Source organism: Variovorax glacialis (assembly GCF_051216375.1).
In the GTDB taxonomy this organism is placed as follows: Bacteria; Pseudomonadota; Gammaproteobacteria; order Burkholderiales; family Burkholderiaceae_C; genus Variovorax.
In genome coordinates this window covers 349,925-375,690 of sequence record NZ_JBPJZT010000005.1, presented here as the reverse complement: position 1 = coordinate 375,690, position 25,766 = coordinate 349,925, and the positions used below count along the sequence as shown (strand labels likewise).

Below are 25,766 nucleotides of genomic sequence, written 5' to 3'. Positions count from 1 at the left end.
CAGATGAACGCCGTCCCTGCGTCCACCCGACGTCTCTTCATCGGGCTGTTCGCCGACCCAGCGGTGCAGTCCGCCATCGATGCGCATCGCAGGACCTGGGGGTGGCCGCCAGGCGCCCGGATGGCGTCCCTGGCGCGCATGCACATGACGCTGCACTTTCTTGGCGAAGTTGCGGCGGTGCAGCAGGCCGCCTTGATGGACGCGCTCGCCGAAGTGCCGATGCCGGCGCTGACGCTGGTGCTGGGCACGCCCGAGGTCTGGCGCAATCCCGTCGCGGTCCTGCGGGCCGACGAGGACGAAGGGCTGCGCGCGTTGCACGAGCGGCTGAAGCTGGCGCTCCTCCATGCGGGACTGGTGCCCGAGCGCGGCCGGTGGCTGCCGCATGTGACGATCGCGCGGAAATGTCTGGGCGCGGTGCCCCCCACCGAGTCCTCGCCCATCGTCTGGTCCGTCGACGCGTTCGCGCTGGTCTGCTCGCACCTTTCGGCGCCCGCGCACTTCGAGATCCTGGCCCGGCATGCGTCGCACGACTAGCACGGGGAATCGATTGCGGCAGAATCCTCCGATGAAGAAATTTCCTGTCGAAGCGAGCCTGCTTCTCGTCGACGACGATCCCGCCATCATTCAGGTCCTGAGTCGGATACTTTCGGATTACTCCACGGTCCGATTCGCGACCAGCGGGGCCGACGCGTTGCAGCTCAGCCGCGAATCGCCGCCCGACCTGATCCTGCTCGACGCGCAGATGGGCGACATGAGCGGCCTCCAGGTATGCGAGGCCCTCAAGGCCGATGCGTCGCTGGCGGATGTTCCCGTCATCTTCGTGAGCAGCCATCAGGAATCCGAACTCGAAGTGGCGGTGCTCCAACTCGGCGCGGTTGACTTCATCCGCAAGCCCTTCAACGCATCGCAGGTGACGGCGCGGGTCAATACCCAGCTCAAGCTGAAGCGCCTTTCGGACGACCTGCGCCGGCTGTCCCGGATCGACGGGCCGACAGGCCTTGCCAACGCCGACGCCCATGCGGAAACCCTGGCGCGCGAAATCCTCCGGGCCGCCGAGGCAGGCCAGGCGCTGTCGCTTGTGACGCTCGAGGTCGACTTCTTCCCGTCTTTCGAGGCGCTCTACGACCGCAAGGCCGCGGATGCCTGTCTGATCTCGGTGGCCGAAGCCCTGCTGCGCAGCGCCCGCCGCCCCGGCGATTTCGTCGCCCGGCTCGATCGCGACCGCTTTGCGCTCATCCTCGCGGACACGTCGGCGGACGACGCCCTGCACATCGCCAACCGCGCGTTGCGCGCCGTCGAGGCGCTGGACATCGGCCATCAAGGGTCCGCCGTGTCCCGCCACGTGACCTGCAGTGCTGGCGTTGCCTGCCTGGATGCCACGGCCCGTGAAGCCCTGGCGGGCGCCGATCCGAGGGCGGCCCTCGAAGTCGCTGCCGACGCCGCGCTCGCGCAGGCCGCGCGTGCAGGGCGGGCCCAGGCTGGCCTGACGGTGCCCACGGCCCCGCCGGAGCCCGGCACCGAGGCTGATTGATCATCCCGTGGGGCTTCGCCAGCACGCACGCTCTCTGATCTGGCTGGTCGTCGGCCTCTGCATGGCCGCAGGCGCCGGCTGGTGGCAGGCGCGCTACAACGACGAGCTTGCGCAGGCGCGCTTCGACACGCTCGCCCGACGTGCGGTCGACCAGCTCACCTCGCGCATGCACGCCTACGAATTCGGACTGCGCGGTGCACGCGGCGCTGTCATCGCTGCCGGTGGGGAAGGCGGCATCACGCGGCTGCGCTTCGCCCAGTTCAGCGCGGCGCGCGACCTCGAGCGCGAATTTCCCGGAGCGCGGGGCTTCGGCTTCGTGCGGCGCGTGCCGGCTGCGCAGGAAGCCGCCTTCGTCGCCGCGGCGCGCCTCGACGGGAAGCCCGATTTCAGGATTCGCCAGCTGGGTGTGAACGAGGGCGATCGCTTCGTCATCCAGTACTTCGAGCCCTCGGATTCCACCAGCCCCGCGATCGGCCTCGACATCGCCTCCGAGCCCAACCGCCGCGCCGCCGCCGAGCGCGCGATGCAGACCGGCGAGGCGGCGATGACGGCGCCGATCGCGCTGGTGCAGGCTGCGCGGGCGCCGCCGACCCAGCGTTCCGTGCTGCTGCTGTTGCCCGTCTATAAGGCCGAATCCCAGCTCGGCCGCCTGCAGCAGCGGCAACGCCCCTCGGCTGCGGTGCGCGGCACGCCCGACGAGACGATCGGCTGGATCTATGCGCCGCTGCTCATGGACGAGGTGCTCAAGGGCTTCGACTTCCAGGACGGCGAGTTCGCGCTGGCGCTGGCCGACGTGACCCGCCGCGACAGGCCCGAACCCTTCTTCAGGTCGCCGGGGCATGCGTCGGTCCAGGCCGATGCGATCACGAGCGTGCTGCCACTACAGCTCTACGGGCGCACCTGGCAGGTGACGATCAGCGCGCAGCCGCTGTTCCTCAACCAGTTGAACCTGCGCAGCCCCTGGTCCGTGGTGGTGATCGGCTCGACGCTGGCCCTGCTGCTGGCGCTGCTGTCGTACATCGAGCAGACCACGCAGCGCCGCAAGCAGCAGGCGGGCGAACAGCGGTCCCGGCTGGCGGCGATCGTGACCAGCTCCAACGACGCCATCATCGGCTGTCGGCTCGACGGCAGGATCACCGACTGGAACGATGCCGCGGCCAAGATCTTCGGCTACAGCGCCGGGGAGGCGCTCGGCCAGCCGCTGCAGGACCTGCTCCTGCCGCCGGACTATGTGCAGGAGGAAGAGACGCTGCTGCGCCACATCGCCGACGGAAAGTCGGTCGCCGCTTTCGAGACCTTCCGTCGTCATCGCGACGGCACGCCCGTGGCGGTCTCGGTGGCGGCGGCGCCGATCCGTTCGGCGGACGGCCGCGTGCTCGGCGTCGCGGAGACCGTGCGTGACATCACGCACGAAAGGGCGACCAAGGCGCACATCCTCGAACTGAACGCGAAGCTCGAGCAGCAGGTGGTCGAGCGCACCGCCGAGCTCGCCGTGCTGTCGACGCGCGAGCGGGCCATCCTCGACGGGGCTGCCAGCGCGATCATCGCGACCGACGTCAATGGCGTGGTGACGCTGTTCAATCCCGCGGCGGAGGAACTGCTGGGCTACTCGGCCGCCGACGTCGTCGACCGGATGGAGATGAACAGCTTCCACGACGCGTTCGAAGTCCACAGCCGCGCAATGGCGCTCACGACCGAGCTGGGACGTCCGCTGGACGTGTGCGAAGTCTTCGCGCCCGCACCGGGCACCGGCCGGGCCCGGCCCCGTGAATGGACCTATGTGCGCAAGGACGGCAGCCGCGTCCCCGTGCACCTGAACGTGAGCCCCCTGCGCGATGCCGCCGGCGGCGTGGTCGGCTTCATCGCGATCGCGACGGACCTGTCCGAGCGCAAGGCGGCCGAGGAGCGGATGCGCAAGAACGAACGCTTCATGCGCATCGTGACCGACAACATCCCCGGCATCTGCGCCTACTGGACCACCGACCTGCGCTGCACCTTCGCGAACAGTGCCTACCGCCGCTGGCTGGGGCGGTCGCCCGAGGAGATGATCGGGATCACCCAGGGCGAGTTGCTCGGGGCGGAGCTCTTTCGCCAGAACGAACCCTTCATCCGCGCCGCGCTGGCCGGCAGCGACCAGCGCGTGATGCGCACGCGCACGCTGGCCGACGGGTCGACCGTCCACTACTGGCTGCACTACATCCCCGACTTCGACGACAACGGCGTGGTGCAGGGCTTCATCTCGGTGGCGGTGGATGTCACCGACATGCGCCGTGCGCAGGAGCAACTGGAGAGCCTGAACCTCGCGCTCAATGAGCGCAGCGCGCAGGCCGAATCGGCGAGCAAGGCCAAGAGCGAGTTCCTCGCCAACATGAGCCACGAGATCCGCTCGCCGCTCAACGCGGTCATCGGCCTGGCCTACCTGCTGCGGCAGACCTCGCTGGACGACCGGCAGCGCGAGTTCCTGCGGAAGATCGATGACGCGAGCAACGCACTGCTGGACGTCATCAACGACATCCTCGACATCTCCAAGATCGAGGCCGGCGAGATGGCGCTCGACGAATCGGAATTCGGCCTGCGCGAGTTGCTCGACAGCGTCCTCGCCATGATGAGCGTCAATGCCGGCGCGAAAGGCATCGGCTTGACGCTCGACGCCGATGCGGACCTGCCGGCTCGCCTGATTGGCGATGTCACCCGCATCCGGCAGATCCTCGTCAACCTGCTGAGCAATGCCGTCAAGTTCACGCCCGAGGGATCGGTCCGCCTGAACGTGCAGGTGAAGGAGCGGCTGGAGGATCGGGTGCGGCTGCGCTTCGCCGTGATCGACACGGGCATCGGCATCGCGGCCGACGTGCTCGATCGCCTGTTCACGCCCTTCACGCAGGCGGACTCGTCGACCACCCGCCGCTTCGGCGGCACGGGTCTGGGCCTGTCCATCGTGAAGCAGCTCACCGAGCTGATGGGCGGCGAATTCGGCGTCAGCAGCACGCCGGGCAGCGGCAGCGAGTTCTGGGTCATCCTGCCGCTGGACATTGCGGGCGAGGGTGCCGCGCAGCCGGTGGAAGAAGGGCAGCGGCCCTCGGCGCCTTCGCGCGAAGTTTCGATCGATCGGCGGCTCGCGCAGATGCGCGTGCTGGTGGTGGACGACAGCGCGGTCAACCTGGAGGTCTGCCGGCACATCCTCGAACGCGAGGGCGCGCAGGTCACGGTCGCCTCGAACGGCCGCGAGGCCGTGGAAACGCTGCGCAACGGCCGCGGAGCCTTCGACCTGGTGCTGATGGACGTCCACATGCCCATGCTCGACGGCAACGAGGCGACGCGGCTGATTCGCGGCGAGCTCGGCCTCACGGTCCTGCCGGTGGTTGCGCTGACGGCCAGCGCGCTGGTGGCCGAGCGCGAGCGTGCGCTGGAAGCCGGTATGAACGACTTCGTCAGCAAGCCCTTCGATGCCGAGGCGCTGGTCCGCACCGTGCGCCGCTGCGTGGAGCGTGCGAGAGGGCGGCTGGTGCCCACCGGGCATGAGGACGCTCCCGCCACGGTGCCGCTACCGGCGGGCTGGCCGATGATCCAGGGCATCGACGCGCAAGGCGCATCGAAGCGGCTGATGGGCGACGCCGACCTGCTGTTGAGCGTCCTGCGCAGCCTGCTCGCGGAGTTCGGTGATCTGGCGCGGGAAGGAGACCCGCTGCATGCCGGCGAGTCTTCCCCGGCCCTCGCTGCGCGACTGCACAAACTGCAAGGAAGCGCGGGCGTGATCGGCATCGACGGCGTGCGTGAGCAGGCAGCGGAGGGCGAGGCCGCGTTGAAGGGCGGCGACGCCGACCGCGCCGGACGCGCGATGCGTGCGCTCGGCGCTGCGCTACGCAGCCTTCAGGCCGCCGCGCAACCTTATTTCGATGCTGCCGATGCGCAACCCGTCGTGGACGATGCGGCACCCGTCGACCCGGATGCATTGGCCTCGCTGATCGAACTGCTGCGCAAACAGAGCATGTCGGCGCTGCCACTGTTCGATGAACTTGCGCCGTCCTTGCGAGCTTCGCTCGGCGGCGAGAGCTTCGCGGCGCTCGACCGCGCGATGCAGTCGCTCCAGTTCAGGCAGGCCGTCGAGATCCTGCAGGTGACGCAAGGCGCCTAGTCCGCCGCCCGTTCAGGGGCGCGCTTCGAAGATCAGGTTGAACGGCGTCTGCGTCGCGCGCCGGAAGCGGCTGAATCCGCCGCGCGTCACCACATCGCGCACGCGCGCCTCGCCAGCCTGCGCGCCGAGGCACAGGCCCACCTCCTGCGCGCGCGACGCCGGCGTGCAGATGAAGTTCGACACCGAATAGAAGACCCGGCCCACGGGATTGAGGTTGTCTTCGAGGCGATCGTTGGCGAAGGGCTCGACGATCATCCAGGCGCCATCGGGCTTGAGGCTCTGCCGCACATGGGCGGCGGCGCCGACCGGGTCGCCCATGTCGTGCAGGCAGTCGAACACCGCGACCAGGTCGTAGGCGGTGCCGGGGAAGTCCTTGGCGCTGGCCACCTCGAAGCGCAGGCGGTCTTCACCGATGCCGGCCTCCTTCGCGGCCGACCGGGCCCGATCGATCGACGGGGCATGGAAATCGAATCCGGTAAAGCTGCTGTCGGGATAGGCCTGCGCCATCAGCAGGGTCGATGCGCCGTGGCCGCACCCGACATCGGCGACCCGTGCCCCGCGCCGGAGCACCGCGTCGACGCCGTCGAGGGCCGGCAGCCATTGGCTCACCAGATTGGCCGCGTAGCCGGGCCGGAAGAAGCGCTCCGTGCCCTGGAAAAGCACCGGATCATGTTCGTGCCAGCCGACGCCCAGTCCGGTGCGCATCGCCTGCATCATCTTCGGGATCGCCCGGAACTGGGCGGTGGCCACCTGGAAGGCGCCCGGAATGAAGGCGGGGCTGCCCTCCTGCGCCAGCGCGAACGCCTGTTCCTCGGAAAGCGAGAAGCGCTCCCCGTCGGGCTCGTACTGCACGTAGCCGCTGGCCGCCTGGGCCGACAGCCATTCGCGCAGGTAGCGCGCATCGGTTTCGGTGCGCCGCGCCAGGGACTCGGCGGTCGCCGGGCCTTCCGCGAGCGCCTTGTAGAGCCCGAGCTGGTCGCCCACCACGACGGTGGCCGCGTGCATGACGGCGCCCAGGTCGCGGACGAAATTGCTCATGAAATCGTTCAGCTTCGCTTCGTTGATGGCCATGGTTTCTCCTTGCCGCACGCTGGCGGCTCAAGGGGGCGCTGCCTATACTGCGACGAGACCGGCTTCCCCGGCGCGCATGGTCGCGCGCGAAGGCCGCGGTCTCCATACGCAGCAATGCGTATGCATGGCGAAGGGGATGCGCAATGAACCATCTGACCCGCAACGACTATGCCGGCGCCCTGCGCCTGCTCGCGCGGCTCGAGGCGGAATCGGGCGATCTCGAATGCTTCGCGCGCGCCTCGGTGGCGGCGCTCAATGAATTCGTCGCGTCCGAACTCGCCACGCTCTCGGTCTGCGATCTGGTCACCGGCCATCGCCAGGTGGTGGGACTGCCGAACCTGCGGCTCGGTGCCGAAGACATCGCGTGCTTCGATCGCCATTTCTTCGAGCATCCGCTGGTGCGCCACCATGGCATCGAGGGTGGCCGCGAGACGCACCGCATCTCGGATGCGCTGAGCGCCCGCGACTTCCATCGCACGCCGCTCTACGCCGAGTACTACCTGCGCGTGGGGCTCGAGCATGCGGTGGCGGTGCCGCTGTTCGTCGATGGCCGCACGCTGGTCAGCATCGTGCTCAACCGGCGCGGGCTCGACTTCAGCGAGCGCGACCGCGAGCGGCTGGAGTTGCTCAGGCCGCACCTGGCGTACCTGTACCGGCAAGCCTGTGCGTCGGCGGTTTCCTCGGCGCTGCCGGGCACCGTCTCCTTGAAGCCCGCGGAGCCCGAGGCGCTGCCTGCCGGCCTGACCTTGCGCGAAGGGGAGGTGATGCACTGGCTCTCCCGGGGCAAGACCGACGCCGAGATCGCCGCACTGCTGGCGATCAGCCCGCGCACCGTGCACAAGCACCTGGAGCACATCTACGTGAAGCTCGGCGTGGAGACCCGCACGGCCGCCGTGATGCGCTCCCTCGCCATGCGGTCGCCCGACGGCCGCGCCGGCCCCGGCGGCATCAGCTACGTTTCCGACGCCGAGCGTGCATCAGCAGCGCATACACCGTGAGGTTGAGCAGGGCCACTCCGATGCCCAGCCCGATCTGAACGCCCCGCGTCAGCCCGTCGGGATAGATCAGGCCCAGCAGGTAGTGCTCGATGAATCCGCCCTCGTAGCCCGCCTGGCCGGCTGCGCGGCGAAGGCTGTTTTCCAGTGGCGTCAGGGGGCAGATCCAGCCCGCCCATGCCACCCACGCCGCCCAGGCGACCGCCGGCAGGTGAAGCCAGGCGAGCCGCGGCCAGCGCCAGACGAGCGCGCCACCCACCAGCACGAAGAGAATGAAGAGCCCATGCAGCACCAGCAGGGCATCGGCCAGGACGCGGTTGCTCATGGGCTGGGATTCTTCCTGAAACCTATAATCAAATGTTCAGCAGATCAAGCAGTCAGGTGGGTTCGATGCAGGGGCTGCCCGCAACCGGCCGCCTTCGCCACAAGCCAAAACCCAAGATGAGCCAGCCCACCTTCAGCGTCGCCGACATCCGCAAGTCGTTCCTCGATTTCTTCGCGACCAAGGGCCACACCGTCGTGCCCTCGAGTTCGCTGGTCCCGGCGAACGACCCGACCCTGATGTTCACCAACTCCGGCATGGTGCAGTTCAAGGACGTGTTCCTCGGCACCGACAAGCGCCCCTACGTGCGCGCCGCTTCCGTGCAGGCCTGCCTGCGGGCCGGCGGCAAGCACAACGACCTCGAGAACGTCGGCTACACCGCGCGCCACCACACCTTCTTCGAGATGCTGGGCAACTGGAGCTTCGGCGACTACTTCAAGCGCGAGTCGCTCAAGTGGGCCTTCGAGCTGCTGACCCAGGTCTACAAGCTGCCGGCCGAGAAGCTCTGGGCCACCGTCTACATCGAGGACGACGAGGCCTACGACATCTGGACCAAGGAAATCGGCCTGCCGCCCGAGCGCGTCGTGCGCATTGGCGACAACAAGGGCGGCCGCTACATGTCCGACAACTTCTGGATGATGGCCGACACCGGCCCCTGCGGCCCCTGCAGCGAGATCTTCTACGACCACGGCCCCGAGATCCCGGGCGGCCCGCCCGGCAGCCCCGACGAGGACGGCGACCGCTACATCGAGATCTGGAACAACGTGTTCATGCAGTTCGACATGCAGCCGGACGGCAGCGTCAAGCCGCTGCCCGCGCCCTGCGTCGACACCGGCATGGGCCTGGAGCGCCTGGCCGCGATCCTGCAGCACGTGCACAGCAACTACGAGATCGATCTCTTCGACGCGCTCGTCAAGGCCGCGTCGCGCGAGACGGGCGAGAAGGACCTCGGCAACAAGAGCCTGCGCGTGATCGCCGACCACATCCGCGCGACCGCCTTCCTGGTGGCCGACGGCGTGATCCCCTCGAACGAAGGCCGCGGCTACGTGCAGCGTCGCATCGTGCGCCGCGCCATCCGCCACGGCTACAAGCTCGGCCAGAAGAAGCCCTTCTTCCACAAGCTCGTTCCCGACCTCGTGGCGCTGATGGGCGATGCCTTTCCCAAGCTCCGGGCTGACGAAAAGCGCATCACCGACACGTTGAAGGCCGAGGAAGAGCGCTTCTTCGAGACGCTGGCGAACGGCATGGAAATCCTCGACGCCGCGCTCGCCGACGGCGCCAAGGTCCTGCCGGGTGAAGTCGCCTTCAAGCTGCACGACACCTACGGTTTCCCGCTCGACCTCTCGGCCGACGTGTGCCGCGAGCGCGGCGTGGCGGTGGACGAAGCCGGGTTCAGGGCCGCGATGGAAAAGCAGAAGGCCGCGGGCCGTGCCGCCGGCAAGTTCAAGATGGAACGCGCCGTCGAATACTCGGGCGCAGGCAATGCCTTCACCGGCTACGAGCACCTCGAGGAAAAGGCGAAGGTCGTCGCACTGTATTTCGAAGGCGCCGCGGTGCAGCAACTCGATGAGGGCCAGCCGGGCATCGTCGTGCTGGACACCACGCCCTTCTATGCCGAGAGCGGCGGCCAGGTCGGTGACCAGGGCGTGTTCGTGGCCGAAGGCGTGCAGTTCGGCGTCGAGGACACGCAGAAGATCAAGGCCGACGTGTTCGGCCACCACGGCACGCAGACGCAGGGCACGCTCAAGGTCGGCGACACGGTCACGGCCCGCGTCGACACCGCACGCCGCGCCGCGACCATGCGCAACCACAGCGTCACCCACCTGATGCACAAGGCCCTGCGCGAGGTGCTGGGCGAGCACGTCCAGCAGAAGGGTTCGCTGGTCGACGCCGACAAGACGCGCTTCGACTTCGCGCACAACGCACCGGTCACGGCCGAGCAGATCCTGGAGATCGAGCGGCGGGTCAACGCCGAGATCCTCGCCAACGAAGCCACGAACGCGCGCGTGATGGACATGGAGTCGGCGCAGAAGACCGGCGCCGTGATGCTCTTCGGCGAGAAGTACGGCGACACCGTGCGCGTGCTCGACATCGGCACGAGCCGCGAACTGTGCGGCGGCACGCACGTCTCGCGCACCGGCGACATCGGCCTCTTCAAGATCGTGAGCGAAGGCGGCGTGGCCGCCGGGGTTCGCCGTATCGAAGCGGTGACCGGCGCCAACGCACTGGTCTATCTGCAGGCGCTCGAAGCGACGGTCAACAGCGTTGCGGCCACGCTCAAGACGCCGGCCTCGGAATTGCAGGCCCGCCTCACGCAGGTGCTCGACCAGGTGCGCGCGCTGGAGCGCGAAGTCGGCTCGCTCAAGGGCAAGCTGGCGTCGTCCAAGGGCGATGAGCTGCTGGCGCAGGCGGTCGACGTCAATGGCATCAAGGTGCTCGCGGCCAAGCTCGACGGCGCGGACGCCAGGACGCTGCGTGAGACCATGGACAAGCTCAAGGACAAGCTCAAGACCGCAGCCATCGTGCTCGCCGCCGTCGACGGCGCCAAGGTGCAGATCGCGGCCGGCGTCACCTCCGACACCATGGGCAAAGTGAAGGCGGGCGATCTCGTCAACTTCGTCGCCCAGCAGGTCGGCGGCAAGGGCGGCGGCAAGGCCGACATGGCGATGGCCGGCGGCACCGATGCAGCGGGCGTGCCGGCTGCGCTGAAGTCGGTGCAGGGCTGGGTCGCGGAACGTCTTCAGTCGAACGGATGAGCGAAGACGTCGCCGCCGCCGACGTCCTCGTGATGGGGGCGGGCACCATCGGGTGCTATATCGGCGGCAGCCTGGCGGCGGCGGGTGTTCGCGTCGCATTCGTCGGGCGACCTCGCGTGCTGGGCGATCTGGCGCTGAACGGCCTGACGCTCACCGATCTCGATGGAGCGCGCCACCAGGTACCGCCCGGTTTGCTGCGGCTTTCGGAACAGGTGCCGGCCGGCATCAGGCCTTCGCTGGTGCTGCTGACCGTCAAGAGCGGCGCGACGGAAGCAGCGGCGGCGGAACTCGCCACGGAGCTCCCGCCGGCAACGCCGGTGCTGTCGTTGCAGAACGGCATCTCCAATGCAGCCGTGGCTTCGCAAGCGGCGCCGAATCTGAACATCCTGCCGGCGATGGTGCCCTACAACGTCGCCGAGATCGGCAAGGGCGCGTTCCACCGCGGAACGGTCGGCCGGCTGGCCGCGCAGGACGATCCCGCACTTCGGCGCTGGGTGGCGGTGTTCGAGCGTGCGGGCATTCCGATCGACCTGCATCCCGATCTTCAGCCGATCCAGTGGGGCAAGTTGCTGCTGAACCTGAACAATCCGGTCAATGCGCTGTCCGGGCTGCCCTTGCGCGACGAGTTGCTGCAGCGGGGCTATCGCCGCTGCCTCGCCGCGCTCATGGATGAGGCATTGGCCGCGCTCGACAAGGCCGGCATCTCCCCGGCGCAGCTCGCCGCCGTGCCGGCGCGTCGCCTGCCGGCCATCCTGCGGCTGCCGACGCCGCTGTTCCGGCTCGTCGCCGCGCGCATGCTGCGCATCGACGCCAAGGCGCGTTCGAGCATGGCCGACGATCTTTCGCTCGGACGTCGCACCGAGATCGACGCGCTATGCGGCGAGGTCGTGCGGCTCGCCGAAGCGAACGGCGTGCAGGCGCCGGTCAACGCGAAGATGGTCAAGCTGCTGGAGGCCTGGCCCGAGCGCAAGGTTCGCTGGACGGCGCAGCAGTTGCTGAAGGAAGTGCGCCTGTAGGTCGCGAGGTGCTAAGCCTGACCGCGGCCGGCCGGTGCCACGCTGGCGCCCTGGATACGGTGCCGGGCCAGCGAATCGGCCACGAAGCCGCTGGCCTTCATCTCCTCGACGAATGCGCCGAGCGCGGCACCCGCTTCTGCGCCACGGGAGGAGGGCGTGCCCATCGCCTGCTGGATCACCATGAAACGACCCGGCAACAGACGCAAGCCCGGGACGCGCCCGGCCTCTGCTTCGAGCACCTGACGGATGCCGGCTGCCACTTCGACCTCGCCGGCATGCAAGCTTTCCATCACGGCCTTTGCGCCCTGCACGCGCACGATCTGCGCCTTCCGGATCTCGCGCGTGAGGAAGAGGTCGTAGGCGCTGCCCGCTCCGACGGCAATGCGCTGCCCGTCACCGTCGACATCCTCGTTGCGCTGCAGCGCCGAGCCGGCCGGGACGAGATAGCTGCCCTCGATCAGCACATAAGGCGCGGTGAATTGCATGCCTTCGCTGCGCAGCGGATCGATCGCGAAGAACCCGATGTCCGCCTGCTCGTTGCGCACCGCCTCGACGGATGCAGCGGCCTTCTCGAACACCACCAGTTCACACGCGACGCCGAGGCGCCGTGCGAATTCGCGAGCAAGGTCGATCGAGACGCCGACCGGCTCGCCGGTGGCGGCATCCTTGTTCGCGAGGATCGGGTTGCCGAGGTTGATGGAGGCGCGCAGCGCGCCAGTGGGCGTGAAGGCCGAAACCACGGCCGGGGGGAGGGTGGTGCTCATCCCCCGATTCTGCCGCGCTACGCGACGGCCGCGCGCCGTCCCTTGCGATACAGCGCGAGCGTCGCGCCCAACCCGCACACCGCGGCAAAGCTCAGCCAGTAGGCCGGCGCCGCCTTGTCGCCGGTCGACTCGATCAGCCAGGTCGAGATCGCGGGCGTGAAGCCGCCGAACACCGCGGTCGCCAGGCTGTAGGCCAGCGAGAAGCCGACCACGCGCACTTCGACCGGCATCACCTCGGTCAGGGCCACGACCATCGCGCCGTTGTACATGCCGAAGAGGAACGAGAACCACAGCAGCACGTCGAGCATGCGGCCGAAACTCGGCTCCGCCGCGAGCCAGTGCATCGCCGGGTAGGCGGTGAAGATCGCCAGGATCGTGACCGCGAGCAGCAGCGGCTTGCGCCCGATGCGGTCCGACAGCGCGCCGCCGATCGGCAGCCAGATGAAGTTGGTGACGGCGACGAGCAGCGTGACGATCAGGCTGTCCTTGGCGCTCAGGTGCAGCACGGTCTTGCCGAAGGTCGGCGTGTAGACGGTGATCAGGTAGAAGGTCGTCGTCGTCATCGCGACCAACAACATGCCGGCCAGCACGACGCGCCAGTTGCGCACCATCGACTGGAACACCTCGCGCGTGGTGGGATGGTGCTTGCGGGCCTGGAAGGCTTCCGTCTCCTGCAGCGAGCGGCGCAGCACGAAGATGCACGGGATGATCATGCAGCCGACGAAGAAGGGAATCCGCCAGCCCCATTCGGCCAGCGCGGTCGGCGCCATCATCTCGTTGAGCGCGAAGCCGAGCGCTGCGGCCAGCACGATCGCGACCTGCTGGCTGGCCGACTGCCAGGCGGTGTAGAAGCCCTTGTGCCCGGGCGTCGCCATCTCCGACAGGTAGACCGACACGCCGCCCAGCTCCGCGCCCGCCGAGAAGCCCTGCAGCAGGCGGCCGAGCAGCACGAGCAATGGCGCGATGGCGCCGATCGTCGCGTAGCCGGGCACGAAGGCGATGAGCACAGTGCCGCTCGCCATGATGCCGAGCGTGACGATCAGGCCCTTGCGCCGGCCCACCTCGTCGATGTAGGCGCCCAGGATGATCGCGCCGAGCGGCCGCATCAGGAAGCCCGCGCCGAAGACGGCGAAGGTCAGCATCAGCGAGGCGAACTCGCTGCTCGCCGGGAAGAAGGCCTTCGAGATGTAGGTCGCGTAGAAGCCGAACAGGAAGAAGTCGAACTGCTCGAGGAAATTCCCGCTGGTCACGCGCAGCACGGCGCCGAGCTTGGAAGTGCTGCGCGGCGGCGCGTCGTGGCCGGGCGCCAGGGTGGCGGTGCTCATGGGTGTCTCCTGATGGGGTGGACGCGCTGGTGTCGGCGCGATCCATTCATCGTAGGCAGACAAGCTGTCGAACAGCCGTCATCTCGCTCGGGGTATGTCCCGCCCCCGGGAGTCAGGCCCTGCTCAGGCGGGAGGGATTAGCGCTCGCGCCACGCGCCCTGTTCGCGCAGCGTCGTCTTGTTGCCCTTGGTGACGATCAGCCAGCCGTCCTGGCCTACGAAGTAGCTGGTGAGGCCGTCGTAGAACTGCCAGCCCATGGGATTGCACGGCGCTTTGCCGGGCGGGCAGGGCCGCTCCCCCGGCTTGCCCACCATGTTGAGGTGGCTGCCGTTGCGCTTGTGCGTGTCGGCATAGGCGAACTGCTCGCAATCGGTGACGCGCTCGCCGCACATCGGCGTGATCTCGACCGTGTAGGTCCGCGTCTCCAGCGTGGCGGCATGCAGCGGGGGCAGGGCGAAGCCTGCGGCGATTGCGAGTGCGGGCGCGAGTCGGTTCATGGCCCCATCGTCACCAAGTAAACGGACGTAAAAGCTAGGGTTTGTACCTATCTTTCATCAAGGCTTCGCGATTATTCTTCCTGCATTCGTTCCATTGATAAACCGATGTTTTATTAGTGAAACGTAGCGAAGCAGGCAGGCTTTCCATTTCACCATTCCACGGATCACAACGACCATGATGAAGAAGACCCGTCGCCAGGCCCTGGCCCTTGCCCTTTCGATCGCGGCCGCCGCTTCGGCCGCGCCGGTCTGGGCCCAGGGCTATCCGAGCAAGCCGATCACCCTGGTCGTCGCCTATCCGGCCGGCGGCGACACCGATGCGCTCGCGCGCCTCTTCGCCGAAAAGCTGTCGACGCGCATCGGGCAGACCGTGATCGTCGACAACAAGCCGGGCGCCAGCGGCATCATCGGCAGCGCTTTCGTCGCCAAGGCGCCCGCGGACGGCTACACGCTGCTGCTGGCGCCCAGCACTTTCTCGATCGCGCAACTCGTCCTGAAGACCACCGGCGCATCGGGCTACGACGTGCTGAACGGCTTCACGCCCATCATCCAGACCGGCACCCTGCCGCTGGCCCTGGTGGCAAGCACCGCCACCGGCGTCAAGAGCTTCAAGGACCTGCCGGCTGCCGCCAAGGCCCAGCCGCTCTCCTATGCGAGCCCCGGCAGCGGCTCGCCAATGCACATCCTCGGCGAGATGGTCAACAAGGCCACGGGCATGAACATCCGTCACGTGCCCTATCGCGGCGTGGCCCCGGCCGTGAACGACGTGCTCGGCGGCCATGTGCCCCTGACCTACATCACCCTCGGCCCGGTCGCTCCCTACCTGCCCACCGCCAAGATGGTGGTGCTGGCCGTGGCCGACGCCAAGCGCTCGCCGCTCGCGCCCGACGTGCCGACCTTCGCGGAACTGGGCGTCAAGGACGTCGAGGTCACCGCCTGGCACGGCCTGTTCGGACCCAAGGGCATGCCCGCCGACGTCGTAAAGACGCTGAACCGCCACCTCAACGAGATCCTCAAGATGCCGGACGTCGCCTCGAGGATGGCGGTCCTGGGTGCGGTGCCCCTGGGCGGCGCACCCGAGACGCTCGCCAGGACCAACGCGTCCGACTTCGAGCGCTTCGGCCGGATCATCAAGGAACTGGGCATCCAGGCGGACTGATCCATGACCGAAGTCAATACCACCGCCGATCCGGCCAGCCTGCAGGCGCTGCTGGCCGAGTTGCCGACGAACCTTCTCGCGGGCCGCCGCGTGCTCGTGACCGGCGCCGCGCGCGGCCTGGGCCTCGCCTTCGCGAAGTGCATCGCCAAGGCCGGCGCCAGCGTGGTGCTCGCCGACATCCTCTCCGATCTCGCGCAGACCGAGGCACAGGCGCTTCGCGGGGATGGCTTCACGGCACACGCGCTGACCGTCGATCTGTGCGACCCGGCCTCGATCGCGCAGGGCGCGGCCGAAGCGGTCAGGCTCCTCGGTGGCCTCGACGGCCTCGTGAACAACGCCGCCATCACCAACTCCGGCGGCCGCGATGCGCACGCGCTCGAGATCGACATGTGGGACCGCGTGATGGACGTCAACGTCCGCGGCACCTGGCTCATGAGCCGCGCCTGCCAGGCGGCCTTGGCGGAAAGCGGCCGTGGCGCCATCGTCAACCTGGCGTCCGACACCGCGCTGTGGGGCGCGCCGAACCTGCTGGCCTATGCGTCGAGCAAGGGCGCCGTGATCTCGATGACGCGCTCGCTGTCGCGCGAGTGGGGCGGCGAGGGCATCACGGTCAACGCCGTGGCGCCCGGCCTCACGTTGGTGGAGGCCACCGAATACGTGCCCATGGCACGGCACCAGAAATACCTCGAAGGACGTGCGATCCCGCGCGAGCAGCAGGCGGTCGACGTCTGCGGCGCGGTCCTGTTCGCCCTGTCCGGCCTGTCGCGCTTCATGACCGGCCAGTTGCTCGCCGTCAATGGCGGCTTTGTGATGCATTGATTTTTTTCGACGAAGGAGTTTCCCGATGAGCGATTTGTCCGATCAACAGAACATCGATGGCGCCGCCCCCACCTGGGAGCGTCCCGAAGGCACCAGCCTCGAAGCGTGGATGAACACCCGCATCGCGCGCTATTCGACCCGCAAGTACGACTGGGGCGCGCTGAAGTTCCAGGCCGATTTCGATCCCAAGTTCCGCCGCGCGCAGATGCGCTACGTGGGCACCGGCGGCACCGGCGTCGCTTCGGACGTCAACACCGTGCCGGCCGAGAACTTCACCTTCTCGACCATGGTGATCCCCGCCGGCCATGAAGGCCCGCCGCACCTGCACACCGATGTCGAGGAAGTGTTCTTCCTGATCCGCGGCAAGCTCAAGGTCGTCATCGAGAAGGACGGCGAGCGCTTCGAAACCATCATGACCGACCGCGACCTGATTTCGGTGCCCCCAGGCGTGTACCGCGAAGAGATCAACATCGGCGACGAAGACGCGCTGATGTGCGTGATGCTCGGCGCGAAGAAGCCGGTGACGCCGACGTACCCGGCCGATCACCCTCTCGCCAGCATCAAACGCTGAGCAAAACGATGAGCGACACCGCCGTGATCGACGCACTGTCTCCACCACCTTCCGAGCTGGACCGGCTCGACGCGCGCTTTCCGGCGCGTCGCGTGGCGGTGGGCGAGGGCGCAGTGGTGTCCGTGCGCGAATGCGGCACGGGCCCGGCGATCGTGTGCCTGCATGGCATCGGGTCGGGCGCGGCATCGTGGCTCGATACGGCGTCGCTGCTCGCACCACGTGCACGTGTGATCGCATGGGATGCGCCGGGCTATGGCGAGTCCACGCCTGTTGCGTCCGAAGTTCCGGCCGCGGCGGACTATGCGGCGCATCTCGGCGGCCTGCTCGATGCGCTGGAGATCGAATCCTGCGTGCTGGTCGGGCATTCGCTCGGTGCGCTCACTGCCGCTTCGGCCGCGCGTGCGGATTCGCCGTTGGCAAGGCGCATCCGCCGGCTCATCCTCATCAGCCCGGCAGCCGGCTACGGCGCACCGGCGCGTGCCGACGCCCGCCAGCGTGTTCGCAGCGAACGCCTCGACACGCTCGCCCGGATCGGCGTTGCCGGCATGGCCGCGAATCGCTCGGGCCGCCTGGTGTCCGACAACGCGAGCGAACTGGCTCGCCAGTGGGTTCGCTGGAACATGGCGCGCCTGAACGAATTCGGCTACCGCCAGGCCGTGGAACTGCTCTGCGGCGGCGACCTGTTGGCCGACCTGCCGCCTGCGATGCCCGTGCGCGTGGCCTGCGGAGCGCTCGACGTAATCACGCCGCCGGCCGGCTGCGCCGAGGTCGCGCAGAAGTGCGGCGTGCAGCTCGAACGCATCAAAGGCGCAGGCCACGCGAGCTATGTGGAGCAACCTGCCGCGGTCGCCGCGATCCTGCGCGACGCGCTGTCTTCCTGAACATCCATGACGAGGCAAATCGAAGACCTATGAACACCACTGGCAATGACGAACTGGACGAAGGCTCGGACCGCTACAACGTCCCCGCACTCGAACGCGGGCTGCGCGTGCTCTGCGAATTCAGCCGCGAGAACCGTTCGCTCTCCGCGCCCGAACTCGCACGCCGTTTCGCGCTGCCGCGCTCGACGGTGTTCCGCCTGCTGACGACGCTGGAGAACATGGGCTTCCTCGAAAAGGCAGAGGGCGGCCGCGACTACCGGCTTGGCCTTGCGGTGCTGCGTCTCGGCTTCGAGTACCTGGCCTCGCTGGAACTCACGCAACTCGGCACGCCGCTGCTGCAGCAACTGTGCGAGGAGTTGCGCACGCCCTGCAACCTGGTGGTGCGCGATGGCCGCTCGATCGTCTACGTCGCGAAGGTCGCGCCACCGACGCCCTTTGCCAGTTCGGTCACCGTGGGCACGCGTCTGCCCGCGCACGCCACGGTCCTCGGGCGCATCCTGCTCGAAGACCTGAGCTTGCCGCAGCTGCGCGCGCTCTACCCCGAAGACAAGCTCGAGACCTTCTCGCCGAGCACGCCGAAGACGGTCGACGAACTGTTCGACATGGTGCAGGCCGACCGCACGCGCGGCTATGTGCTGGGCGAAGGCTTCTTCGAGTCGAACATCTCCAGCATCGCGGCGCCGGTGCGCGACCACACCGGTCACATCGTTGCGGCGCTCGGCGCCACCATCACCTCGGGCCATATCGAGGAAGACCGCATGGACGAGATGGTGCAGCGCGTGCGCGACACCGCCGAGGCCATCTCGGGCCTGCTGAACTACTCGCCCAAGGTGGTCCCGCTGCGGACCGGCAAGCGCGCCTGAGCCATTGCGACCGACATCATGACGACGCCGACCCATTCCCATTCCTTCTTCGCCGCCGACGCGCTGGCGGGACGCGTGGCCATCGTGACCGGTGGCTCCTCCGGCATCGGCCTCGCGACCGTCGAGCAGTTGCTGGACTGCGGTGCCGCCGTGTCGCTGTGCGGCCGCAATGCCGAGCGCCTCGACCGCGCCGTGGCCGACCTGCGCGCCGCCCGTCCGCAGGCCAGGATCTTCGCGCGCACCTGCGACGTGCTCGATGCCGCCTCGGTGCAGCGCTTTGCCGCCGAGAGCGAGGCGGCGCTGGGCGCGGCTTCGATGCTGATCAACAACGCGGGGCAGGGGCGCGTCTCGACCTTCGCGAACACCGAGGATGCGGCCTGGACCGAAGAGCTGCACCTGAAGTTCTTCTCGGTCATCAACCCCACGCGCGCATTCCTGCCGCAGCTCACGGCGCAGCGCACCGTACTCGGCGATGCCGCCATCGTCTGCGCCAATTCGCTGCTCGCTCGCCAGCCCGAGCCGCACATGGTCGCGACTTCGGCCGCGCGCGCTGGCTTGCTGAACCTGGTGCGCTCGATGGCCACCGAGTTCGCGCCGCAGGGCGTGCGCGTCAACGGCATCCTGATCGGCCTGGTCGAGTCGGGCCAGTGGCGCCGCCGCTTCGATGCGCGGGAAGACAAGTCGCTCGACTGGCCTGCATGGAGCCAACAGCTTGCGCAAGGCAAGCACATTCCGCTGGGTCGCCTCGGCCTTCCCATCGAGGCGGCTCGCGCGATTCTCTTCCTAGCGTCGCCCCTCGCTTCCTACACGACGGGTGCCCACCTCGACATCTCCGGCGGCCACTCCCGATGTGCTTGAGCCCACCCCCAGCCTTGCCCACTTCGTGTGGCTTCTGCACCCCCTCAAGGGGGCAACACCGGCGGCCCGGCGCAGCCGGGTCCGCGGTGTTCACCGTATCGACCGTTAACAAAATTTAGTGAGTACTGATATGCAAACCAAAGTCACCGTCGGCGCCGTTGTCGCGGCCTTCCTCGAACAGTGCGGCGTCAAGGCTGCGTTTGGCGTCATCTCGATCCACAACATGCCGATCCTGGACGCCTTCGCCCAGCGCGGCGCGATCCGCTTCATCTCGGCGCGGGGCGAGGCGGGGGCCGGCAACATGGCCGATGCCTATGCGCGTTCCACCGCCAGCCTGGGCGTGTGCGTGACCAGCACCGGCCCGGCCGCGGGCAACATCGCGGGCAGCATGGTCGAGGCACTGACCGCCGGCGCGCCGCTGCTGCACATCACCGGACAGATCGAGACGCCCTACATCGACAAAGGCATGTCGTACATCCACGAGGCGCCGGACCAGCTCACGATGCTCAAGGCGATCTCGAAGGCCGCCTTCCGCGTGCGCAGCGTCGACAACGTGCTCGGCACGCTCAAGCGTGCGGTGCAGGTGGCGATGACCGCACCCACCGGCCCGGTGAGCGTCGAGATCCCGATCGACATCCAGTCCGCGCTGGTCCCGATGCCGGCCGACCTGTCGCCGCTGCCCGTCGAGCGCGCCGTGCCGTCGAAGGCCGGTCTCGATGCGCTGGCCGCGGACCTGGCCAAGGCCAGGCGCCCGCTGCTGTGGGTCGGCGGCGGTGCACGCCATGCCGGTGCGGCCATCCGGCGCCTGCAGAAGCTCGGCTTCGGCGTGGTCACCACCACGCAGGGCCGCGGCACGGTGCCCGAGGACGATGCCGGATCGCTCGGCGCCTACAACGTCCAGAAGCCCGTCGAGAACTTCTACCAGACCTGCGACGCCATGCTCGTGGTCGGCTCGCGCCTGCGTGGCAACGAGACGCTGAAGTACGAGCTGAAGCTCCCGCGCCCGCTGTACCGCATCGACGCCGACGGCGCCGCCGAAGGCCGCTGCTACGCCACCGATGCCTTCGTCTGCGGCGATTCCGCGCTGGCCCTCGATGGCCTGGCCGATCGCCTCGAAGCCGCCAAGTACAAGGCCGATCCGAAGTTGCTGGTCGACCTGCGCGCCGCGCACGACCAGGCCGTGTCGACGCTGCGTGACGGCCTCGGCCCCTACGCCGAACTCGTGCGCCAGATCCAGGGCGTGGCGGGCCGCAACTTCAACTGGGTGCGCGACGTGACCGTCTCCAACAGCACCTGGGGCAACCGCGAACTGCGCATCTTCGAACCCAGCGCCGGCGTGCACGCCACGGGCGGCGGCATCGGCCAGGGCATGCCCATGGCCATCGGCGCGGCCATCGGCGCGGCCGTGACCGGTTCGGGCCGCAAGACCTTCTGCCTCGCGGGCGACGGCGGCTTCATCCTGAACCTGGGCGAGCTGGCCTGCATGGTGCAGGAGAAGGCGCCCATGGTGATCGTCCTGATGAACGACAAGAGCTACGGCGTCATCAAGAACATCCAGGACGTGCAGTACGGCGGCCGCCGCTGCTACGCCGAACTGCACACGCCCGACTACGACCTGCTGTGCAAGTCGATCGCGCTGCCGCACGCCCGCGTGCAGAGCCTGGACGATCTGCCCGCGCGCCTCGACCAGGCCCTGTCCACCGACGGCCCCTTCCTGCTGGAGATCGACATGCTGACGATCGGCGGCTTCAAGAGCACCTTCGCCGGGCCGCCGACCAACACGATCACGCAGATCCCCGCGCTCGGCGCGGCCAAGTGAGCGGAGTCACTCGGATGTCCACCACGCGCATCGCCCTCATCGGCTGCGGCGCCATCGGCACCTCGGTGCTCGAACTGCTCCAGGCCGACGCGAAGCTCGAAGTCAGCGCCATCGTCGTGCCGGCCGAGACGCTGGCTTCGGCGCGGGCCACGGCCGCGCGGCTCGCACCGGGTGCGCGGGTCCTGTCGTCCGTTCCCGCCGAAGGCATCGACCTCGTCGTCGAAGCCGCGGGCCATGCGGCGATCGAGGCGCATGTCCTGTCGGCGCTGCAGCGCGGAACGCCCTGCATCGTCGCCTCCGTGGGCGCGCTGTCGGCCCAGGGCTTTGCTGAAAAGCTCGAAGCCGCTGCGGTTGCCGGGGGCACGCAGGTACAACTGATCGCAGGGGCCATCGGCGCCATCGATGCGCTGGCCGCCGCGCGCATCGGCGGGCTCGATGCCGTGCGCTACACGGGCCGCAAGCCGCCGCATGCCTGGAAGGGCACGCCGGCAGAGCAGGGCCGCGACCTCGCCGCACTCAAGAGCGAAACCGTGATCTTCGAAGGCAGCGCCCGCGAGGCGGCCACGCTCTATCCGAAGAACGCCAACGTCGCCGCGACGGTCTCGCTCGCGGGGCTCGGCCTCGACCGCACGCTGGTGCGGCTCATCGCCGATCCGGCCGTCACAGAGAACATCCATGTGGTCGAAGCCGAAGGCGCCTTCGGCAACTTCGAGCTGACCATGCGCAACAAGCCGCTGGCGGCCAACCCCAAGACGTCCGCGCTCACTGTCTACAGCGCCGTGCGCGCGCTGCGCAACCGCGTCGCGCCACTGGCGATCTGAATGATCCGAACAGAGAGAACCCCATGATCTCCTCCGAACTGCTCCCCCTCAACATCGCCGGTGAATGGCGCCTGGGCGGCGGCGACGTCTATGAAAGCCTCTACCCGGCCACCGGCGAGCCCATCGCGCGCCTGCAGGCCGCGAGCCTGGACGACGTGGACGAAGCCATCACCCGCGCGCACCAGGCCTTCCTGACCAGCGGCTGGGCGCAGAAGCTGCCGCACGAGCGTGCCGCCGTGCTGCACCGCGTCGCCTACCTGATCCGCAAGGAGTCGGAGTCGCTGGCGCAGAAGCAGCGGCTGGACAACGGCAAGCCCATCAACGAGACGCGCGCCCTGGTCGCAAGCGCCGCGGGCACCTTCCAGTTCTTCGCCGCTGCGCTGGAAACGCTCGAAGAATCCATCACGCCCTCGCGCGGCCCCTTCGTCACGATGAGCGTGCACGAGCCGATGGGCGTGGTCGCCGCGATCACGCCCTGGAACTCGCCGATCGCGAGCGAGGCGCAGAAGCTGGCGCCCGCGCTGGCGGCCGGCAACGCGGTGGTCGTCAAGCCCGCCGAGGTCACCCCGCTGATGGCGCTCGAACTCGCGCGCATCTGCGAACAAGCCGGCGTGCCCAAGGGCATCGTCAGCGTGCTGCCGGGCAGGGGCTCGGTCATCGGCGATGCGATCACCAAGCATCCGCTGGTCAAGCGCGTGTCCTTCACCGGTGGCACCACGACCGGCAAGCACATCGCCCACATCGCGGCCGACAAGATGATGCCGGTCTCGCTCGAACTCGGCGGCAAGTCGCCGACCATGGTGCTCGAAGACGCGGACCTCGACCATGCCATCAATGGCGTGCTCTACGGGATCTTCAGCTCGTCGGGTGAATCTTGCATCGCCGGTTCGCGCCTGTTCGTCGCGCGCTCGATCTACGACGAGTTCCTGACGCGTCTGGCCGAGCACGCCAACGCGCTGCGCGTGGGCGATCCGGCTTCGGAACGCACGCAGATGGGTCCGCTGATCACCGCGCGCCATCGTGAAGGCATCGAGCGCTACGTGGAACTCGGCGTTCAGGAAGGCGGCCGCATCCGCACGGGCGGTGTGCGTCCGCACGGCAATGGCCTGGACAAGGGCTACTTCTACACGCCGACCATCCTCGAAGGCCTCACCAACAGTGCGCGCATCAGCCAGGAGGAGATCTTCGGGCCGGTGCTGGTGGCGATGCCCTTCGACAACGAGGAAGAGCTGATCGCGCAGGCCAACGACAGCATCTACGCACTCGCCGCGGGCGTGTGGAGTCGCGACTTCAAGCGCGCATGGCGCCTCGGGCGTGCGGTGCAGGCCGGAACGGTCTGGGTCAACACCTACAAGCAGTTCTCCGTGTCCACGCCCTTCGGCGGCTGGCGCGACAGCGGCCTGGGCCGCGAGAAGGGCCGCGAAGGCATCTTCCAGTACATGGAGCAGAAGAGCATGTACTGGGGCACCAATGAACAACCATTGCCTTGGGCGAACGCCTGAACACCCGAGCTGGAGAATCGACATGAGCGTTTTGGGCATTGACCAGATCACCTACGCGGCGGACGACCTCGCGACCTGCCGCACCTTCTTCCAGGACTGGGGCCTCGCGCTCAAGTCCGAGGCGGCCGACGAGCTTGTCTTCGAATGCCTCAACGGCTGCAAGGTCGTCGTCGCGGCGTTGGACAAGCCCGGCCTGCCGCCCGCGATGGAGGAGGGCCCCACGCTGCGTGAAGTGGTGTGGGGCGTCGAGACCGAAGCGGACCTCGCGCGCTACGCCGATGCCATCGCGAAGGACCCAGGCTTCGTCGACGGCAACGTCGAAGGCGCGCGCCGCATCGGCTGCATCGATCCGAACGGCCTGGCGGTGCGACTGCAGGTGAGCCGCAAGCACCCGATCGAGATCGACTGCGGCGCGATGAACACCTGGAACGCCAAGCCGCGCGTCAACCAGGCCGCACCGATCTACGAGCGCGCCACGCCCATCGAAGTGGGGCACGTGGTCTTCTTCGTGAACGACGTGCAGACGACCAGCGCCTTCTACCGCGATCGCTTCGGCTTCGTGTCGTCGGACAGCTATCCCAATCGCGGCGCCTTCATGCGCTGCGCACCGAGCGGCGGCCATCACGACCTGTTCCTGCTGCAGATTCCTTCGGGCAAGCGCGGGCTCAACCATGTGGCCTTCACCGTGCGCGACATCCATGAGGTGTTCGGCGGTGGCCTGCACTTCTCGCGCAAGGGGTGGGAAACGCAACTCGGGCCGGGCCGGCATCCGGTGTCGTCGGCGTACTTCTGGTACTTCAAGAACCCGGCGGGTGGCCTGATCGAGTACTACGCGGACGAGGACCAGCTCACTGCCGAATGGCAGCCGCGCGAGTTCGAACCCGGTCCGACGGTGTTTGCCGAATGGGCGGTCGACGGCGGCCTCGACGGGAATACACGTCGCCAGAAGAACGTCGAAGGCCCGCAAGGCAAGTTCCTGACGGAGAAGAAATGACCCCCAGTCTTCGCGCACTTCGTGTCGCTACGCCAACCCCCTTGCAGGGGGCAACACCTGCGGCCCGGCAAAGCCGGTCCCGCGGTGTTTTCCGAACGGGCATCGCTTTGCTCGCCGCTGCAATCTGCTGCGTGCCGGCGATGGCGCAAAGCGATGCACAGAAGCAGCTTTCGAGCGACCGCTTCACCATCGTCTCGCCGTTCCCGCCCGGCGGCCCGGTGGACACGCTGGCGCGCATTCTTTCGGACGGCCTCGCCAAGCGCTACGGCCAGGCGGCCGTGGTCGAGAACATGGCCGGTGCCGCCGGCAACATCGGCATCGACAAGGTCAAGCGCGCCAAGGGCGATGGCCACACGCTGCTGGTCGTGCCCGCGGGCAACCTCACGATCAATCCGACCCTGATGCCGAACTTCCCGTTCAACATCGAGAAGGACTTCGTGCCGGTCACCATGCTCGCGAAAGCGCCCAACGTGCTGGTCGCGTCGCCGGCGTCCGGCATCAAGACGGCCAGGGACCTGGTGGCACAGGCCAAGGCGAAGCCCAACACCTTGTCGTATGCATCGCCCGGCGTCGGCAGCGGCCTGCACCTGGCAGGCGAACTGTTCAAGCAACAGGCCGGTGTCGACCTGCTGCACGTGCCTTACAAGGGCACCGGCCCCGCGCTCAACGACGTGCTCGGCGGCGTGGTGCCGCTGATGTTCAGCAACCTGCCGGCCACGCTGCCCTTCATCAAGAGCGGCAAGCTGGTCGCGCTCGGCGTGACCGAAACCAAGCGCAGCCCGGTCGCGCCGGAGATCCCGACGCTCGCGGAGCAGGGCATCCAGGGCGTGAACGTGACGTCGTGGTACGGACTGCTCGCACCTGCCGGCACGCCGCCCGCGGTCGCCGAACAACTCGCCAAGGATGCCGCGGAGATCCTGGCCCAGTCCGATGTGCGCGATCGTCTTCAGGCGCAGGGCATGACCAGCGCCGCGATGAAGCCGGCCGAGTTCGCCACCGCGATGCGTGACGAAACCGCCGTGTGGGCCCGGATCATCAAGGCCCGCAACATCGTTGCCGAATAACGCGAA

22 protein-coding genes are annotated in these 25,766 nt (G+C 68.2%); 17 read left to right on the top strand and 5 right to left on the bottom strand.

Annotated elements, in window-relative coordinates; genetic code table 11:
• Positions 1-3 precede the first annotated feature (3 nt).
• Genes thpR through ACSFBL_RS16385 form a run of 3 tightly spaced genes read left to right on the top strand, consistent with a single transcriptional unit; the run spans position 4 to position 5,663 of the window.
• Positions 4-534: an RNA 2',3'-cyclic phosphodiesterase gene (gene thpR, locus ACSFBL_RS16395; protein WP_435516835.1), complete on the top strand. Its 531-nt coding sequence runs from the start codon at positions 4-6 to the stop codon at positions 532-534.
• A 31-nt stretch (positions 535-565) separates the two neighbouring features.
• Entirely contained in the window at positions 566-1,531 is a 966-nt protein-coding gene (locus ACSFBL_RS16390) for a response regulator (RefSeq protein ID WP_435516834.1), read from the top strand.
• Between the two features lie 7 nt (positions 1,532-1,538).
• Positions 1,539-5,663, top strand: a complete 4,125-nt coding sequence (locus tag ACSFBL_RS16385) for a PAS domain S-box protein (RefSeq protein ID WP_435516833.1) — start codon at positions 1,539-1,541, stop codon at positions 5,661-5,663.
• 12 nt (positions 5,664-5,675) lie between these two features.
• On the opposite strand, the gene ACSFBL_RS16380 is transcribed toward ACSFBL_RS16385, so the two are convergent.
• Positions 5,676-6,734 carry a class I SAM-dependent methyltransferase gene (locus tag ACSFBL_RS16380; RefSeq protein WP_435516832.1) on the bottom strand — a complete coding sequence of 353 codons (1,059 nt, stop codon included), beginning with the start codon at positions 6,732-6,734 and terminating at the stop codon, positions 5,676-5,678.
• Between the two features lie 143 nt (positions 6,735-6,877).
• Between ACSFBL_RS16380 and ACSFBL_RS16375 the strand changes: the two genes are divergently transcribed.
• Positions 6,878-7,732, top strand: a complete 855-nt coding sequence (locus tag ACSFBL_RS16375; RefSeq protein WP_435516831.1) for a helix-turn-helix transcriptional regulator — start codon at positions 6,878-6,880, stop codon at positions 7,730-7,732.
• Here ACSFBL_RS16375 and ACSFBL_RS16370 read toward each other — a convergent pair.
• Positions 7,683-8,054: a DUF2784 domain-containing protein gene (locus ACSFBL_RS16370; RefSeq protein WP_435516830.1), complete on the bottom strand. Its 372-nt coding sequence runs from the start codon at positions 8,052-8,054 to the stop codon at positions 7,683-7,685. The two genes, ACSFBL_RS16375 and ACSFBL_RS16370, sit on opposite strands and share 50 nt — an antisense overlap.
• Positions 8,055-8,170: 116 nt before the next feature.
• Between ACSFBL_RS16370 and alaS the strand changes: the two genes are divergently transcribed.
• A complete protein-coding gene (alaS, locus tag ACSFBL_RS16365) occupies positions 8,171-10,807 on the top strand; it encodes an alanine--tRNA ligase (protein WP_435516829.1) in 2,637 nt (878 codons plus the stop codon).
• A complete protein-coding gene (locus ACSFBL_RS16360) occupies positions 10,804-11,823 on the top strand; it encodes a 2-dehydropantoate 2-reductase (protein ID WP_435516828.1) in 1,020 nt (339 codons plus the stop codon). Before alaS ends, ACSFBL_RS16360 begins: the two co-directional genes overlap by 4 nt.
• Before the next feature lie 11 nt (positions 11,824-11,834).
• Here ACSFBL_RS16360 and ACSFBL_RS16355 read toward each other — a convergent pair whose 3' ends face one another.
• From ACSFBL_RS16355 to ACSFBL_RS16345, 3 genes are all read right to left on the bottom strand, one after another.
• Positions 11,835-12,587, bottom strand: a complete 753-nt coding sequence (locus tag ACSFBL_RS16355; RefSeq protein ID WP_435516827.1) for a transporter substrate-binding domain-containing protein — start codon at positions 12,585-12,587, stop codon at positions 11,835-11,837.
• A gap of 17 nt (positions 12,588-12,604) precedes the next feature.
• Positions 12,605-13,912 (bottom strand): MFS transporter, encoded by a 1,308-nt coding sequence (tcuC, locus tag ACSFBL_RS16350; protein ID WP_435516826.1) that lies wholly within the window; start codon positions 13,910-13,912, stop codon positions 12,605-12,607.
• A gap of 137 nt (positions 13,913-14,049) precedes the next feature.
• Positions 14,050-14,409: a hypothetical protein gene (locus ACSFBL_RS16345; RefSeq protein WP_435516825.1), complete on the bottom strand. Its 360-nt coding sequence runs from the start codon at positions 14,407-14,409 to the stop codon at positions 14,050-14,052.
• 178 nt (positions 14,410-14,587) lie between these two features.
• Between ACSFBL_RS16345 and ACSFBL_RS16340 the strand changes: the two genes are divergently transcribed.
• From ACSFBL_RS16340 to ACSFBL_RS16290, 11 genes are all read left to right on the top strand, one after another.
• A complete protein-coding gene (locus ACSFBL_RS16340) occupies positions 14,588-15,568 on the top strand; it encodes a Bug family tripartite tricarboxylate transporter substrate binding protein (RefSeq protein ID WP_435516957.1) in 981 nt (326 codons plus the stop codon).
• A gap of 3 nt (positions 15,569-15,571) precedes the next feature.
• On the top strand, positions 15,572-16,387 hold the full coding sequence (locus tag ACSFBL_RS16335; protein ID WP_435516824.1) for an SDR family oxidoreductase: 816 nt from the start codon (positions 15,572-15,574) through the stop codon (positions 16,385-16,387).
• 25 nt (positions 16,388-16,412) lie between these two features.
• Positions 16,413-16,958, top strand: a complete 546-nt coding sequence (locus tag ACSFBL_RS16330) for a cupin domain-containing protein (RefSeq protein ID WP_435516823.1) — start codon at positions 16,413-16,415, stop codon at positions 16,956-16,958.
• Between the two features lie 8 nt (positions 16,959-16,966).
• A complete protein-coding gene (locus tag ACSFBL_RS16325) occupies positions 16,967-17,839 on the top strand; it encodes an alpha/beta fold hydrolase (RefSeq protein WP_435516822.1) in 873 nt (290 codons plus the stop codon).
• A gap of 29 nt (positions 17,840-17,868) precedes the next feature.
• Positions 17,869-18,702: an IclR family transcriptional regulator gene (locus ACSFBL_RS16320; RefSeq protein ID WP_435516821.1), complete on the top strand. Its 834-nt coding sequence runs from the start codon at positions 17,869-17,871 to the stop codon at positions 18,700-18,702.
• An 18-nt stretch (positions 18,703-18,720) separates the two neighbouring features.
• On the top strand, positions 18,721-19,560 hold the full coding sequence (locus ACSFBL_RS16315; RefSeq protein ID WP_435516820.1) for an SDR family oxidoreductase: 840 nt from the start codon (positions 18,721-18,723) through the stop codon (positions 19,558-19,560).
• A gap of 130 nt (positions 19,561-19,690) precedes the next feature.
• Positions 19,691-21,379, top strand: coding sequence for a thiamine pyrophosphate-binding protein (locus ACSFBL_RS16310; protein WP_435516819.1), 1,689 nt, complete (start codon positions 19,691-19,693; stop codon positions 21,377-21,379).
• A 14-nt stretch (positions 21,380-21,393) separates the two neighbouring features.
• Entirely contained in the window at positions 21,394-22,200 is an 807-nt protein-coding gene (locus ACSFBL_RS16305) for an aspartate dehydrogenase (protein WP_435516818.1), read from the top strand.
• A 23-nt stretch (positions 22,201-22,223) separates the two neighbouring features.
• A complete protein-coding gene (locus ACSFBL_RS16300) occupies positions 22,224-23,702 on the top strand; it encodes an aldehyde dehydrogenase (protein ID WP_435516817.1) in 1,479 nt (492 codons plus the stop codon).
• 22 nt (positions 23,703-23,724) lie between these two features.
• Positions 23,725-24,696, top strand: a complete 972-nt coding sequence (locus ACSFBL_RS16295; protein WP_435516816.1) for a VOC family protein — start codon at positions 23,725-23,727, stop codon at positions 24,694-24,696.
• Between the two features lie 140 nt (positions 24,697-24,836).
• Positions 24,837-25,760 (top strand): Bug family tripartite tricarboxylate transporter substrate binding protein, encoded by a 924-nt coding sequence (locus tag ACSFBL_RS16290; RefSeq protein ID WP_435516956.1) that lies wholly within the window; start codon positions 24,837-24,839, stop codon positions 25,758-25,760.
• The last annotated feature ends 6 nt before the right edge of the window (positions 25,761-25,766 follow it).

Coding starts and splice junctions, on each gene's coding strand:
- thpR (WP_435516835.1), top strand. CDS start 4: ATGAACGCCGTCCCTGCGTCCACCCGACGTCTCTTCATCGGGCTGTTC.
- ACSFBL_RS16390 (WP_435516834.1), top strand. CDS start 566: ATGAAGAAATTTCCTGTCGAAGCGAGCCTGCTTCTCGTCGACGACGAT.
- ACSFBL_RS16380 (WP_435516832.1), bottom strand. CDS start 6,734: ATGGCCATCAACGAAGCGAAGCTGAACGATTTCATGAGCAATTTCGTC.
- ACSFBL_RS16375 (WP_435516831.1), top strand. CDS start 6,878: ATGAACCATCTGACCCGCAACGACTATGCCGGCGCCCTGCGCCTGCTC.
- ACSFBL_RS16370 (WP_435516830.1), bottom strand. CDS start 8,054: ATGAGCAACCGCGTCCTGGCCGATGCCCTGCTGGTGCTGCATGGGCTC.
- alaS (WP_435516829.1), top strand. CDS start 8,171: ATGAGCCAGCCCACCTTCAGCGTCGCCGACATCCGCAAGTCGTTCCTC.
- ACSFBL_RS16360 (WP_435516828.1), top strand. CDS start 10,804: ATGAGCGAAGACGTCGCCGCCGCCGACGTCCTCGTGATGGGGGCGGGC.
- ACSFBL_RS16355 (WP_435516827.1), bottom strand. CDS start 12,587: ATGAGCACCACCCTCCCCCCGGCCGTGGTTTCGGCCTTCACGCCCACT.
- tcuC (WP_435516826.1), bottom strand. CDS start 13,912: ATGAGCACCGCCACCCTGGCGCCCGGCCACGACGCGCCGCCGCGCAGC.
- ACSFBL_RS16345 (WP_435516825.1), bottom strand. CDS start 14,409: ATGAACCGACTCGCGCCCGCACTCGCAATCGCCGCAGGCTTCGCCCTG.
- ACSFBL_RS16340 (WP_435516957.1), top strand. CDS start 14,588: ATGAAGAAGACCCGTCGCCAGGCCCTGGCCCTTGCCCTTTCGATCGCG.
- ACSFBL_RS16335 (WP_435516824.1), top strand. CDS start 15,572: ATGACCGAAGTCAATACCACCGCCGATCCGGCCAGCCTGCAGGCGCTG.
- ACSFBL_RS16330 (WP_435516823.1), top strand. CDS start 16,413: ATGAGCGATTTGTCCGATCAACAGAACATCGATGGCGCCGCCCCCACC.
- ACSFBL_RS16325 (WP_435516822.1), top strand. CDS start 16,967: ATGAGCGACACCGCCGTGATCGACGCACTGTCTCCACCACCTTCCGAG.
- ACSFBL_RS16320 (WP_435516821.1), top strand. CDS start 17,869: ATGAACACCACTGGCAATGACGAACTGGACGAAGGCTCGGACCGCTAC.
- ACSFBL_RS16315 (WP_435516820.1), top strand. CDS start 18,721: ATGACGACGCCGACCCATTCCCATTCCTTCTTCGCCGCCGACGCGCTG.
- ACSFBL_RS16310 (WP_435516819.1), top strand. CDS start 19,691: ATGCAAACCAAAGTCACCGTCGGCGCCGTTGTCGCGGCCTTCCTCGAA.
- ACSFBL_RS16305 (WP_435516818.1), top strand. CDS start 21,394: ATGTCCACCACGCGCATCGCCCTCATCGGCTGCGGCGCCATCGGCACC.
- ACSFBL_RS16300 (WP_435516817.1), top strand. CDS start 22,224: ATGATCTCCTCCGAACTGCTCCCCCTCAACATCGCCGGTGAATGGCGC.
- ACSFBL_RS16295 (WP_435516816.1), top strand. CDS start 23,725: ATGAGCGTTTTGGGCATTGACCAGATCACCTACGCGGCGGACGACCTC.
- ACSFBL_RS16290 (WP_435516956.1), top strand. CDS start 24,837: ATGGCGCAAAGCGATGCACAGAAGCAGCTTTCGAGCGACCGCTTCACC.